The sequence below is a fragment of the Legionella septentrionalis genome, assembly GCF_003989745.1.
Classification (GTDB): Bacteria; Pseudomonadota; Gammaproteobacteria; order Legionellales; family Legionellaceae; genus Legionella_A; species Legionella_A septentrionalis.
This window is the reverse complement of the sequence record NZ_RZGS01000047.1, coordinates 1-14,273: the sequence shown is the minus strand read 5'-3', so window position 1 is coordinate 14,273 and position 14,273 is coordinate 1. Positions and strand designations below refer to the sequence as shown.

Here is a 14,273-nt window from a genome sequence, read left to right as displayed (position 1 = left end):
AATATAACGAAGAAAGACCGCATGAATCACTGGGAGACTTGTCACCATTTGATTACAAGTTGATTAAAAATAAGTCGGAAAACTCTAGTTTAGGTTGGCACTAATAAGGGGAGGTTTACAAATAAGGGGAGGTTTACAAAACAGTTACACAATTTTTTTTACAGGCTCAAAAAACCGGTAACTGTCAGATCAAGTTTGAACTACTACACATAAGATATAAATTAGCCGCTTTATCGAGATATTGTTTTACTTGCTTCCAGTTGGGGCTAACTTGGTTTAATAGACGATAAAACTTAGCGCTATGATTATGTTCAGAATGGTGACATAGCTCGTAGAGTATCACGTAATCAATACATGCTATCGGTGCTTTAATGAGATGAGTATTAAGCGTTATTTTTCCATCCACTGCACAGCTACCCCATCGGGAACGCATAGCTCTTAAATGGATAGATGGTCGTTCTTTTACCCAAGGTACTATAGATAAAAGTAGCTCTAATCTCTGGCTAAAAATGTCAAAAGCTTTTTGCTTATACCAATCTGTCAATAATTGCTGTCTATGTTTCGTTGACGTGGACTCAATAATTTGCAGCTGACCTCGGAGTAATTTAACTTGAGGCTTAACTCCAGGTGCATCGATCAACTTGAGTACATATTTTTTTCCCAGATAGTAATGACTTTCGCCGCTTATATATTGTCGAGGAGTAATATATTCTTGCTGAGATCTGAATATACGTAATTTGTTATACACCCATTTTGCGCGTTTATTTACAGCCACAATAATTTCATCATGAGTTGCGGATGGAGGTGCAAAAACAATAACCTGACAATCAGGTTTGACTTTAATTGTGATGCGATGGCCCTCTTGTCTTTTGGGTCGAAGCTCAAAAGGAATTTTATCTATCCCGAATGTAATATAGGATGTGTCTGTAGACATCGATTATCCTTAATCATATTGAAATTAAACCCACACGAACAATTTGAATAACTTGTTCAATAATGTTTTTTGCATGTTCCATTCCAAAACCTAAATCTTTGCACGCTTTGAAAATAATAGGTAATAATTTTTTTCGAATGTCTGCTTCTGTATTTTGTTGATTCAAGGAATGTTCCGCAATTGAAACATTAATTAGTTCATCCACAGTAAAGGCAAGATCAATCCATTTTTTTTGTTCTTCTTCTGTGAGAGTTGCAAAAGAAACAGGAAGTTGAAGCTTGAATACTCCATAATAAGCTTGCGCATGGTGATTATCAGAAAAATCTGCTGGAATTTCCTTTAGTTTTCTGTTCAGCACATCATGTTCAAATTCTTGAAGTAGTAAATATTGTTTTAATGGATGTTCAAATAGTTCGTCTGCCTCTTTTATGGCTATTTTTAAAAGTTCTGAAAATGTTTCTTGCGCATAGGGATCATCTCTTAAATCCTGTTCTATCATTTTAGCGATGCGTGTTTTTATGATATCTGTTTCGTTTCTTGTTTTTTCTTCATTCCATTCTTCAGGTCGCTCTTGACGTCCCATTTTGCCAACTTCATATACACCTTCTGGCTCTTTAATTTGCACACCAACAACATGTTTATCCATGAGTTTTTTTACAAGATCGGCATATTTGTCATATATAATGATTTCACCTGCATCGAGTTTTGCAATTTGGCGCAGGCTGGTGAATTGTTTTAATGTCTCTTTATAGTGGGTACGTTGGGCATCAGTAATACTTGTATCATCAAAAAAGCTATCAGACTGTAAGGCAACTTTGAGGCAATTCGCAAATTCACTCAGTGCATCGTAGAAATCCTCTCTAACTTTCAGATTTGTATCGACGAGGTCTCCATCAATTTCTTGTATTTTGGGGATAAGTACTTGCCTTAGTTGTTCAAAATCGCCTTTGTTTTTAACTTCTTTGAAGATTTTCCATAATGCATCATAGAGCAGGGGAAGACGTTTATATTCACTAGACATTTGATGATATAGGCCATCAAGATCGGTAATGTCATAACCTTGTTGTGTTCTGGATGCTAAATCCTGATATTTGGCAATGGTGGTATCAAGCTCTTTAAGGATTCCTCTATAATCAATCAATAATCCAAATTTTTTCTTTTCATGCAATCGGTTAACACGAGCTATAGCCTGAATTAAATTATGCTCTTTTAGCTGCTTATCAATATAGAGCACCGTATTTCGCGGTTCATCAAAACCAGTAAGCAGCTTATCAACAACAATAATTATTTTTAAATCTTCATCATTGGCAAAACGCTCTATAACCTGTCGTGTGTATTCACGTTCATCTTGATTACCAACATTATCTTTCCACCATTTTGTTACTTCTGGAATTTTAGACTCATCGACTTCAGTATTTCCTTCTCTGGTATCAGGAGGTGACATCACAACAGCCGATTCAAATAACCCAACTTCATCTAAATATTTTTTGTAACGAATAGCGGACAGTTTACTGTCACAAGCAATTTGTCCTTTTAAACCCTCATCAATATTTTTTACAAAATGATGAGCTATATCTAGAGCAACAAGCTCAATTCGATTTTCAGAGCGGTAGATTTCGCCTTTTTTAGCATATTTCTTCTTTAAATCTACCCGTTGTTCATCAGAAAGTTCCTCAGTTATTCGTTCAAACCAAGAATCAATTGCCCGGTCATTGACCATGAGTTCAGGACGTCTTTCTTCGTATAAAAGCGGTGTCACCATTTTATCTTCTACTGCACGCTGCATGGTATAAGCGTGGATGATAGACCCAAATTTATTCGTTGTTTTATCTTCTTTAAGCAAGGGCGTACCTGTAAAGGCAATGAAGGCAGCATTAGGCAAAGCCTGTTTCATGCGAATATAATTTTCCCCACCTTGTGAGCGGTGGCCTTCGTCCACTAAAACGACAATATCACGACTTAAATTCTTGCATTGTGGCAGCTTGGCAGCGGTATTAAATTTTTGAATGAGAGAAAAAATAACACGTTCAGTGCCTTTGCTGATTTGCTCCGCCAGCCGCCTGCCGGATGTGGCTTTTGCATTTGAAAATTCTGTTTTTCCAGAAAACTCACCACCAGAATGAAAGGTATTAGATAGTTGTCTTTCCAGATCAACACGATCAGTGACTACAACGATGCGACATTGTTTCAAACTGTCATGCAAAATGAGTGCGCGCGATAAAAAGACCATCGTTAGCGATTTACCAGAGCCAGTCGTATGCCATATCACCCCACCTTCTCGCCCACCCTCCAGGTTAGGTGTATTAATCCGTTCAATCAATCGCTGAATACCAAAAAACTGTTGATAACGTGCAACGATTTTCCCTGCTTTCTTGTCAAACAACATGAAATAACGAGTCATATCGAGTAATCGTTGGGGTGATAATAAACTGATTAGCAGTTTATCCTGTCTTGTTACAGCTAATTGTCCCTGCGAAATGAGTTTTTCAAACCAAACTTTATCTGTTGCTCGCCGATGGTTAAAAAAAACGTCTACTTGTTGCGTGGTAAGGGCTAAATTTTTAATTTGATTAAATTGATTCTCGTCTATATCTTCATCTCGCCAAGTCGCCCAAAATTTTGCATCGGTGCCCTGTGTTCCATATAAGCCATCAACGCCATTAATAGATAATAAAAGTTGGCTATAGGCGAATAACTGAGGGATTTCGCCTAAACGCTGGTTACGTAGATGTTGTGATATCCCTTCCTCAATCGTTGGCCCTTTCTTCCCATCAGGACGTTTCGCCTCGATGATTGCGAGTGGTAAGCCATTAACGAAACAAACAATATCAGGGCAACGGGTTTGAACACCACCAGCACCCAAAACAGAATATTCTTCTGTAAATAGAAAACTATTATTTTGGATATCATGCCAATCAATCAGCGTAATAGTTGGATTTATTTTTTTACCACCAACAAACTCAGTGACAGTAATTCCATATAAAATGTGGTTATATATCCGTTCATTTGCTTTGGTTAATCCTTCATTTAATGCAGGTGTGCTAATCTCTGCAACAATCGCATCAATCGATTTATCAGAAAGCGGATACTCTTTTCCTGCATATATAAAGCGGCGTTTTCTTAACACATCATATAGTGCAGCTTTTAAGACTACCTCATTAGGTTTACCATCACGTAAAGCCAATGCTTGTTCTGGAGATAGGAAAGTCCAACCTAAATTGTTAAGAACAACAAGCGCAGGTATTTTTGCGCTGTATTCTTCTTGAAAACGAGGTAATTGGGTCATAGTTGCCCCTTATTTTTTAACCACTGCCTTCCTTTCTCTGTGATAGCGTAAGCTTGATTTGGATGATTTCGTACCTCTGGATGGGTATACGTTATCAAACCTTCTTCACACATAGGTACAAGTTGCTTCGTTTTTAAAGCACTCGCGTTTCTATTAAGAATAGTCGCTATTTGATCGGCAGAATACGAGTGATGCAGGCATAACTTCAAAATAACGGGCTTTATCTGGCGAGACTTTGGAGTCAATCGATCAATTTCCTCTCGCAAAGCATCAGGTAAGTGACTACTATTTGCACTGAGGTCACTACCATTTCGATTGAGGTCACTACTATTTGCCATGAGGTTACTATCATTTCTATTGAGCTCATCTCTATTTTGATGATCAGAAGGATGATAGCTCATCAGCAAATGGGTCGGTTTATAATAGGTATTACGTCCACTACCACCTTTTTCAATCAAATGGTATTGTTGCCAAAGACGACCAAGTACTTTGCTGGCTGCCAGCGTATCTAAGTCTGTAATTGCCCGCAGAGCACCATTATCGATGGCTCCCACCTCTCTAAGTAAGACCAACGCTTTGGCTTCATCAGAACTTAAATTCAAGTCTCTAAACTGCTTTAACCAAAGTAACTGCTCTTCATTCATCAGTTGATGGAGTAAAAAGGTTGCTTTAAAGTAGTTACTTTGTCTATTCGATAACAATATAGGCTTAGTTAAACCCGCATCGTTTAGCAAACGCTGCATTGTGCGAAATCCGGTTCCTTTCGTTTCTGCAAAATCCAAGTCATATAAAACATGAGAAAGGATAGGGTTTCTTAGCTCAGAACCCGTATCATCATATTCGTCCAAAGACTTCAAAGAATAACCCGCATTTCGGATCTCAAGTCGATTGCTATAGCGCACAACCATTGTTGGCTGATGGACATGATAATCTCGATGCATCACGGCATTAACAATCGCCTCGCGAATCACTTTTTGAGGTAAGAACGGCTGATCAGAACGTTGTAGCTGTCCTTCTTCTAAACGAAAATAGCGGGGCATATCATCTAAAATCACATTTTCAAGTTTAGGGATAAGAGTTAATAATGGTTCCCGCAGATCAAGAGAGTACTGAAAACGTTGTTCTGGATCTTCTACCCATTCAGTGCCAGCAACTCGAACATAATCTACCCGCACCGCGGGTAGTAATCCGCGTAAAGAAAGTGTTTTTCCAAATAAAAGTAACCCGGCAATATTGGGGGCATACTCGCCGCCATGTTTTTTAACAACACGTAGGGCACGTAGTAACCCTAGATCATCAGCTTGTAACTCTTCAGCATTAGGACGAACTTTTGCTCGTAGCTTTCGGTATAAGGAGATAGCATTTTCATCCAAATCATCGAAACTGGTATCCGGTAAAATAATTTGTTCATAGCTGATGCCAGCCTTTGCCATCAAAATAGGCTCTAGCTCTTTTTCAGTGCATTCATAATCACCATTTGCCCCACGTCGCCAAACGCCCGTTTTACGTTTATTGTGTTTGTCTTGTTTTCCAATAAAACGGCATGGTTTTGCATTAGGTTCAAGTTCATGTACAAAAACACCAATGACTGATTTACCATCAAATTTTTCGTGCTTACATTCAATACGTATGGGTTGTTCAAACTGTGTACGACAATTATTTTGCAGCTCGCCTAATAACTTGTCGATATTATCAACGCCACTAACCCAATGTGTATTATGTCCATCGTTTGGTTCATCAACACCAAGAAGCAGCCAGCCGCCTCCTAAACCGGGTTCGTTTGCAAAAGCACAAATAGTTTGCATCACCGAAGGCCCAATTTCACTGGCGCGTTTAGCTTCAATACGTTGATGCTCATCGAGTTGGATGAGTTCTTCAAATATTTCTCTTACATTCCAATGCATTCGTAATCTCTTTCAATTTTATTAATTGCACGCCAGTAATTTGTAATGATAATTTCATTTTTTATCTTTTGGAGGACATGGATCATTACCATAGCTATTTCCTCCATGTATTTTCCCATCTTCCCCATGAATCTTTGTATCCGACCTTTGATTTCGAGCTATATTTTCCGCAATCTCAATCGCTTCGGCTTGAGTTTTTGTAACCTTGGTGGCTTTGCTATTACCCTCACCTTTTACAGCCCATCCATTCGTATGCTTCACAACATGTTGATTTTTTCCTTTGCTCATAAAAACCTCCTTGTTAATTTATACCTGTACCCTTCGTTTTCCTGTTAATAATTGTTGCATTAAGGCTTTTTTCTCATTACAGAGTTTCTCTAATTGCATTTTTAAATTTTCACGTTGGATGTCAACAGTCGCAAGAAGAGCAGCAATTTTCCTCTGCTCTTCAAAAGAAGGAACGAACACTTTAATTTTTTGAAAACTCGCCTTGTTTAATATAGGAACTGCTGTTGTGCCAGCTAATGCAATTAATTCTTTTTTATGAAATTCCATCAAATAATAAAAATATTCGTTTGAATTCTCTGTATTAATTATGACTGCATTTATCTGTTGATTTGTTGCTAATGTAGTGGATGCTATAGCGTTTTTCCCAATAGAAGCTATGCAGGTTATCAATACACTTCCGGCGGGTAAGACTCTTGCTCTCAATGCTCCTTCTTGAGATAACTTGATGCGAGTGTCATTTATATATTTTGATTTGAAATCTTCGGCTGTTGCCCAGCAAATGGAATCGCCATAATTTTTCTTTATTGCTTTAGAAGGAGTATTTCCAGTAACAACATGACCAAAATCTGATACAGTTTTTATTTTCCAAGCTTCCTGAAATTCAGAAAATCGCTTTTTCCCCGTAAGTAACTGCTGTACTAACGCTTTTTTCTGTTGTTCGCTGTTGACTAATAATTTTTCGGTGGTGGTGATGGCTTTATCCCATGTTGATAGGATTTGGGTGATTTTTTTTTGTTCGATAAGCGGTGGAAGTGGAAATTTGTACTTAAAAAGTTCTTTTAAAGTAATAGAAACCTGGTTTGCATTCCCACGAATCAGTGTAGAAATGAAGTATATGAAACGGCTTTTTTTAACCATTAAATATAAATAGTCATTAATTATTACTGATTTTTTGGGAATTAGCTTCACTAAATTCTGATTCAGTAGACTTCCTTCAGTTTCTTTAGGAATTCGAACAGCTTTTCCAACCATTGAGTCTACGAGATGTGGGCGAGAACCCACGGTAGATAAGACAATATCACCCTCATGAACAATGAAAGCGGTTAGTTTAGCAGCAACTTCTTTGCTAACATAAATAGGGTTTTTCAAAGATATTGAGTTGCTTGTTGTATCCGATATCCGAATTATTTGTACACCATGAGACTGAAAATTTGATGAATCAAAAGCAAAACCTTTCTTATATGTTATGACGTCACCTAGGGAGACATTTATCCATTCTTTAGGAACCATAACCAAGCTCCTTCAAATAAGTTTCCATTTGAAGCTCAAGCTCAGCCAGTTCTTTTTTAAGGAGTAAGCGTTCAGCTCTAACCGCCATCAAGTCAATTTCTTCATCCTCTTCAAAGGTATCGACATAGCGAGGAATATTCAGATTGTAATCGTTCTCTTTGATTTCATCCGAGTTCGCTAGATAAGCATATTTATCAATAGATTGACGTTTTTTGTAGGTCTGAATGATTTTATCAATATTGGTTTGAGACAATTGATTTTGATTTTTGCCTGACTTAAATTCTTTAGAAGCATTAATAAAAAGTACTTTATCATCTGTTTTTTGCTTTTTAAAAATAAGAATAGCCGCAGGTATACCGGTACCATAAAAGAGTTTTTCAGGTAGACCAATCACAGTATCAAGTAAATTTTCTTCAATCAATTTTTGTCTGATTTTTCCTTCGCTGGATCCTCTAAATAAAACACCATGAGGCACAACCACGCCCATGCGACCTGTTTTAGGTTTAAGTGTCTCAATCATATGTAAAATAAACGCATAATCACCTTTGGTCTTGGGTGGTATACCTCGGCGAAAGCGTCCAAAATGATCATTTTCTGCTTCTTCATGACCCCATTTATCCAAGGAGAAAGGGGGATTGGCTGTGACAATATCAAACAGCATCAGATGTCCTTTGCTATCCAATAGCTTTGGATTTCTAATGGTATCGCCCCATTCAATTTTGTGATTGTCCTCACCATGTAAGAACATATTCATCTTGGCGAGCGACCATGTCGAACCTATAGCTTCTTGTCCAAAGAGCGCATAATTTTTTTGATTATGGTTTTCTCGAATCAGTCGACCACATTTCATTAATAAAGATCCTGAACCACAAGCAGGATCGCATATGCTGTCACCGGGTTGAGGATCAAGCAATGTTGCCATCAAACTGGATACTTCGGGAGGGGTATAAAATTCTCCAGCTTTCTGTCCACCACTTGCAGCAAAGTGTTTGATAAGATATTCGTAAGCATTGCCAATGATATCAAGTCCAGCGACACGAGAAGGTCTTAAGTTCAATTCAGGCTTGGCAAAATCTTCTAACAAATGTCTTAATATAGTGTTTTTCTGTTTTTCTTCGCCCAGCTTATCGGTATTAAAACTGATATCTTGGAAAACACTTTTAGCGTTATCGCGTAGTTTGGTTCCATTCGCTTCTTCTATAGCATGTAGACACAAGTCGATTCGTTCACCATTTCCGGGTTCATGGCGGCGTTCCCAAAGGTTTTTAAACATTGCTTGAAATTGATCTCTAACAGAACCATCTTCATTTTTAAGCATAATTTCAGGGATTACAAAACGCTCATTTTTCATCATTTCATGAATTAATTCCGGCTCATCGCCATATTGTTTTTGATATTCATCAAAATGATCTTGCCAAACATCAGAGATATATTTCAGGAAGAGCATGGTTAGAATAAAATCTTTATAGGTATCGGCACTAATCGTTCCACGAAAAGTATCGCACGCTGCCATCAGTGCTTTATTGATAGTATCTTGATTAACAGGATCGGCATTGATAGTTATAGTATTTAACGCATGGCTATTTAGCATGATGGAACATCCTCTTCATTCAATTGGGTTTGGCTGATTTCATTAAGCAGTGTTTGCATGAGCAACTCACCGTTAGCGATCATTTTGTATGCTAGCTGTTTTTCTTTGCTAATGGTTTTAGCTAATTCTATGATAGTTTTTTGTTGCTTCAATGTAGGTAAAATAATTGGTGTTGCTTCTAATACCTGTCTACGAATACTTGGCGTTGTACTACCTTCAGCATTACTGAGAAAATAGCGCTGTGCGATAGTTTGATTTAAAAACCAAGCTATATATTCTGGTAGAACATCAGGAACATTTAAACGAATTACAAAGAATTGAGGTGCTGCAATCGCAAGACGCTCTTTTAGCTCAGCATCTATTAATGCGGCGTAATTACGCTGGCCACGTGCGGCGAATAAAATATCCCCAGACTGAAGTGATATCTGATATTGGCGGCTAGGTACTATAGTCTCTATTACTGTGCTCCAGTTTACATTATATGTTTCATTAATGTCTTTCATTTGAACACAATAAACGCCTGAGTTTTTAAGTTCAGGAATTTTTCCGCGAAATGAATAGCCTGCGCTAATTGTTGATATGTTTATCAGATCCAAAATATTAGCATCCTTTGTAATGATGTTGATAATTATTGAGTACAAAGCAAATTTTGTCAAATTTATTTTGCATCAATGGCAAGGATGTAATAATATTCATCTTTAAAAGGAGTTTATTTTATGGCAGCAAGCATCCGCACTATAATCTCTACGCTAGAGCAATTGTCCTTGGAAGGGTATGTTTTCAGAGGACATGAAGATTTTAGGTATCAGTTAACACCCAGTGCTTTTAGAGAGCATTTGATTGCTCAAATGAAGATAGACTTTAATATTCCCCCAACGATCCTTGGTGAATGGTTCAATAGTAAAGAAATTAAAAAAACTATAGCATCATGGTATTCGTCCAATCCTATTCATTCGCAACATCCAGCAATACATTTATTAAAAGAATGGTGCCTTTATATAATGTGCTACAACCATTCTCTCCATCTTTTTGTTAAAAATACTCCCAATAACGTCTCTGAACAGGATGCTGCCAGCTTTTTATTACGTGACGCTGAGTATTGGAGGGAGGAAAAAACTTTTCAACAGATGTTCGAAAGATACCTGCCAACCATTATTAACCGTCTCAGTTTAAAGGATGGGGAGCTCATTCAACGAGCTAATCCCTATGAAGATCTGGCTGCTGTTGACGAGACATTGCCCCAACATTACGGGATCCCAACCGCAGCATTAGATTGGTCATATAATTTTCATGTGGCTATTCATTTTGCTTTAGGAAATGAATCAGAGCAAAACTCCAAATTTCTTGCTTTATACGCTCTTAAAATCCTTGATCCACAATCGCCAATTAAAATGCTTGATAGAAATATAAACATAGAAAACATTAGGGCAGAAAGACAAGAAGGTACTTTCAGCTATTTTCGCAATCCGTGTTCTTTCTTTTTGCAAAGCGGAACCCTCCCGTCAGTAAATTATTTTAATCAACGCTATAAAAACCAGCTGAACACCTGTAGATTTGAACTGAAGGAATTTTTGATTGAGCGAACGGAAAGCAACTTATGCTATCTTAATGAGTTGTTGAGAGAGAGGGGGATAAATCAGTCGTATCTTTTTCCGGAGATGATTGATCAAGCGGAACTCCTTTCTTAATTGGCGGCACCAAAACGGCACCATTTGAGGACAATTTCAGACAATGAAAGACAAGTTGATGCATTTTGGAGAAAGAGTGATGGCTCAGAATTGACGTGGTTTTTCATGGTCTTTGATAGTATTTCATGAAAATCTAAACAATAGTGGTAGCGGGTTCGATTCCCGCCGCCCCAATAACAGAGTCCTTCCCGGGGGCACTTTTCAACAGCATAAGACTCTAACCCATATTCTATAATTTCAAAGTTTTTAAACCAATAAACTCGTCTTTGAATAAGTTTTATTTTCTATGAAATTCTCTGTGATACCGTTAGATTTACTGAACCGCCACGTGCATGCAATTTCTTCTTTCCAGGCATCCAGTGTTTACCCAGGGTTTTTAACGCTTTGAAGCCACTATTTTTCAAGGAGCATTTCCATAAATTGCGGGATTAGCACCCTGCAACATTTTTTATCGAGCATTTTATTCATTAGAAGCTCATGAAGGTTTTGTTGCTCTGCCAAGTCCCTTTAACACCTCGAGTATGTTCATGAAAAACAGCGGTCTGTAGTCGCCACGTTGCACGTTGATACTTATTAATTCCAGGGAATTGTTGATTCCCATAACTCTTACAGCAATGGCAATAAGCTTATAGGCTTTGAAATATAAAACACTCCTTCTATGTCCTATAAGCTAGAGAATGGGTTTAATCTTGCATGTACGTGATGAATTTTTTGAAAACCATTTTTTCCAAGCAGGAATATCATACTCCCCATAGTTTTTGCCACTAATTCTTTTTAGAATCAAATAAGCCCACTCGTGGTTATTGGGTTGCTTCATTTGCAGAATTTTTAGTAAATTTTTCTCCCCTTTGTTAATAATAACAGTTCTGGACTTTGGGTTTAAAGATGCGGTAAATAGAAGTGATAAGGCTTTGTTTCTATCTGTTCCGTAAGGCGAATCTAATAGCTTCAAAAAAGGTTCCACATTGATGTGATTGATTTTTGATTTATGCATCGTTTCACTGATAACCCTAATCACGTCATTCCTGACATGAGGACTCTTGTCTTGCACATGTTTGGACAAACTAGAGATAATTTCCTCTGGGTTTTCAAGGTGGCCGACTAGGAGCGCTGCCGCGGCACGGCGCCTGGGATTTACATCATTTTTTAATGTATCTAATATATTGATTTTCTCTTTGTTTACTCCGAGATTAAAAATATTTAAATATGGTTTCAATTTGGGATGATTAAACCCGAAGATACAATGATACACTGGACATGAAGGATTCAAGTCGTCTAATTCTTTTAATGCCTCGAGCTTCCATCCCTGCTCAACATATTCTTCCATTTTTGCGACCAAATCATTTTGTTTTATATCCTTTGAAATTTCTTCGCTGACTTCTACGAATTTTAATCTCTCAGGGCTGGTTTTATCTATCACTTCAACCGTGGTGTATAAATTGTTGTTATTCACATAAGTAGTCGTGTGGAAGGCCACATATAAAAGCCCTTCTTTTTGCTTAATTTCTTGAATTAACTTTTTCTTTCTTTCCTCAAGTCTTGTGGCGTTAATACGATCTTCTTTTCCGGTAACATAAAAAGAATTCATCTGCTTAAGCGACTCTGTTTGTATTTCTATTATTGACTTTCTATACGCTTGTAGAATTTTTTCAGAGTGTATTTTGTCAGTACCATATACATCGACTATATGACTAGCATAATTCAACTTAGATATCACAAAGACTACCAATCCAAGAATTATTTTATTCATGCTAGAGCCTTTGTTTTTTTAATTCCATTTAAATAAACATGTTGCAACATTTGAGCCTTGGCAAGCTGGGCAACTTGATCCTCATAGTGACATAATTGCATGGGGTTAGGTGTGGGGTTCCATTGAAAACTACTACTCTTGTTCAATAGAAATTGCACAAAAATATCGAGCATTCTTACTTCAGGCAAGATGTCTTCGATCCATAAAAATTGTCCTTGTTCATTCACCTCAAGAAAATAAATTTCATCATCAGGAGTAGCGATAAAATCAAAGCAGCCAAATACGATTCCTAAATGCCTCATGAAATTTCTAATATTTGCTGCAAGTGCTGATGATAAGACGTAAGGTTCCAACTTTAACTCATGCGTCGCTGCAATACGCCAATCAGTCAAACTTTTTGGATTTTCCTGAGAGCGAATCTTCACGGCAACCAAGTAGTCTCCAAAACAAGTTACCCGCAGTTCGTATTGTTTATTAATTTGCTTTTGAAAAATTCCTGGTGTCATTTGCAGCATCTCGTCGCCGGGAAGATGATCTAAGCTCACTTTTCGCGTATAAGAAAATTTCAAAATATCATTTTCATACCAATTATGGGGGCAGAATGACTTATAAATTACTGTCTCATGGACCTTGATAAAGGTCTTAATCATTTCTGGAGAGTTGGAAATCAAGGTAGGAGGAATTTTTAAATTAAATTGAGGTGCTTGCTTTAATTGATATATCTTAGAGTTTGCATATTTAATGGATTCGCATGGATTAATCCACCACGCATTTGTACCTAAAATTAAAGGGATAGAATTATAAAAGGAAATGTTTTCTTTTCTAATACATTCTGCATCATTTTTATTTACATCATTTGGAATATAAGGTTTACGCGGTCTTCGCCACCAAACCACATCAAAGTGATCATCCATAAGCTTTTGTGAATGTTCATACTTTAAAACCCAGTCAAAATTTTCATTGGAAATAGAGATGCCATGCATTTGCAAGCTCGGGATATCTGCAGGAAACCAAAGATCACAAGAATGGCCAGCGCTTTCTATTGCCAGTTTTACTGATAGAGCATGAATGTCATCAGGCTCTGTTGCAATTAAGATTTTCATCAAACTATCCCTTTTACAAAGTAATTTTTTTGGATGTTATAAGGAATTTAATCACATCAAGCTGCACGCATAAGACGCGTGCAGCCTAGAGATTAGTCTGAGTTCGAATCGTAATTATGATCTTGACCGCCCATAGTAGTAAGATGAGTTCGGTAATTAGTGCCAAGGGATTGAGTACCACCAGATATCTGCTCTAACTCTTCTGGTGTAATCTCAGTTGCAAGGGTGAACGCCAACACACGTTGTAGTGAGGGTGTAATCTCCATTTTTATCTTCCTGTTTGTAATAACTTGCTATTTAACTTCCATATAGATGGACTGCATATGCAACCTCATCTGGACTTGTGATGTAACTTTAACTATTCCTGGCTAAAGAAAACTGATCCTACCTCGAAAAACCGGACACCCACTTTATGCAACCATGCCAAATTTGCTAGGGGTCTGAAACCCTAAAGTTGAATGGATGCGTTTGCGATTGTAAAACACCTCAATATAATCGA

10 protein-coding genes and 1 pseudogene are annotated in these 14,273 nt (G+C 37.5%); 1 reads left to right on the top strand and 10 read right to left on the bottom strand.

Annotation, left to right across the window (positions count from 1 at the left end; translation table 11 throughout):
* Window positions 1-184 precede the first annotated feature (184 nt).
* From ELY11_RS11390 to ELY11_RS11360, 7 genes are read right to left on the bottom strand one after another with little or no spacing between them, the layout of a single operon-like run.
* Window positions 185-934 (bottom strand): M48 family metallopeptidase, encoded by a 750-nt coding sequence (locus tag ELY11_RS11390; RefSeq protein WP_127033625.1) that lies wholly within the window; start codon window positions 932-934, stop codon window positions 185-187.
* Window positions 935-947: 13 nt separating this feature from the next.
* Window positions 948-4,220 carry a type I restriction endonuclease subunit R gene (locus ELY11_RS11385; protein WP_127033622.1) on the bottom strand — a complete coding sequence of 1,091 codons (3,273 nt, stop codon included), beginning with the start codon at window positions 4,218-4,220 and terminating at the stop codon, window positions 948-950.
* Complete coding sequence (locus ELY11_RS11380; protein ID WP_127033619.1) at window positions 4,217-6,124, bottom strand: RNA-binding domain-containing protein; 1,908 nt, start codon at window positions 6,122-6,124, stop codon at window positions 4,217-4,219. Before ELY11_RS11380 ends, ELY11_RS11385 begins: the two co-directional genes overlap by 4 nt.
* Window positions 6,125-6,178: 54 nt before the next feature.
* Window positions 6,179-6,412, bottom strand: a complete 234-nt coding sequence (locus ELY11_RS11375; RefSeq protein ID WP_127033616.1) for a DUF2188 domain-containing protein — start codon at window positions 6,410-6,412, stop codon at window positions 6,179-6,181.
* A gap of 18 nt (window positions 6,413-6,430) precedes the next feature.
* Entirely contained in the window at window positions 6,431-7,642 is a 1,212-nt protein-coding gene (locus tag ELY11_RS11370; RefSeq protein WP_127033613.1) for a restriction endonuclease subunit S, read from the bottom strand.
* Window positions 7,632-9,233, bottom strand: a complete 1,602-nt coding sequence (locus tag ELY11_RS11365) for a type I restriction-modification system subunit M (protein ID WP_127033610.1) — start codon at window positions 9,231-9,233, stop codon at window positions 7,632-7,634. Before ELY11_RS11365 ends, ELY11_RS11370 begins: the two co-directional genes overlap by 11 nt.
* Window positions 9,227-9,889, bottom strand: coding sequence for a restriction endonuclease subunit S (locus ELY11_RS11360; protein ID WP_158615201.1), 663 nt, complete (start codon window positions 9,887-9,889; stop codon window positions 9,227-9,229). The genes ELY11_RS11365 and ELY11_RS11360 overlap by 7 nt, the downstream gene beginning before the upstream one ends.
* Before the next feature lie 60 nt (window positions 9,890-9,949).
* On the opposite strand from ELY11_RS11360, the gene ELY11_RS11355 reads away from it, so the two are divergent.
* Complete coding sequence (locus ELY11_RS11355) at window positions 9,950-10,921, top strand: FRG domain-containing protein (RefSeq protein WP_127033604.1); 972 nt, start codon at window positions 9,950-9,952, stop codon at window positions 10,919-10,921.
* A gap of 201 nt (window positions 10,922-11,122) precedes the next feature.
* Here the strand turns inward: ELY11_RS11355 and ELY11_RS12865 are convergent.
* The 3 genes and pseudogenes from ELY11_RS12865 to ELY11_RS11340 form a co-directional block, all read right to left on the bottom strand.
* A pseudogene (locus ELY11_RS12865) lies at window positions 11,123-11,591 on the bottom strand (transposase); the annotation flags it as partial.
* Entirely contained in the window at window positions 11,592-12,671 is a 1,080-nt protein-coding gene (locus ELY11_RS11345; protein ID WP_126955057.1) for a HEAT repeat domain-containing protein, read from the bottom strand.
* On the bottom strand, window positions 12,668-13,774 hold the full coding sequence (locus tag ELY11_RS11340) for a hypothetical protein (RefSeq protein WP_148110536.1): 1,107 nt from the start codon (window positions 13,772-13,774) through the stop codon (window positions 12,668-12,670). The genes ELY11_RS11345 and ELY11_RS11340 overlap by 4 nt, the downstream gene beginning before the upstream one ends.
* Window positions 13,775-14,273 lie beyond the last annotated feature (499 nt).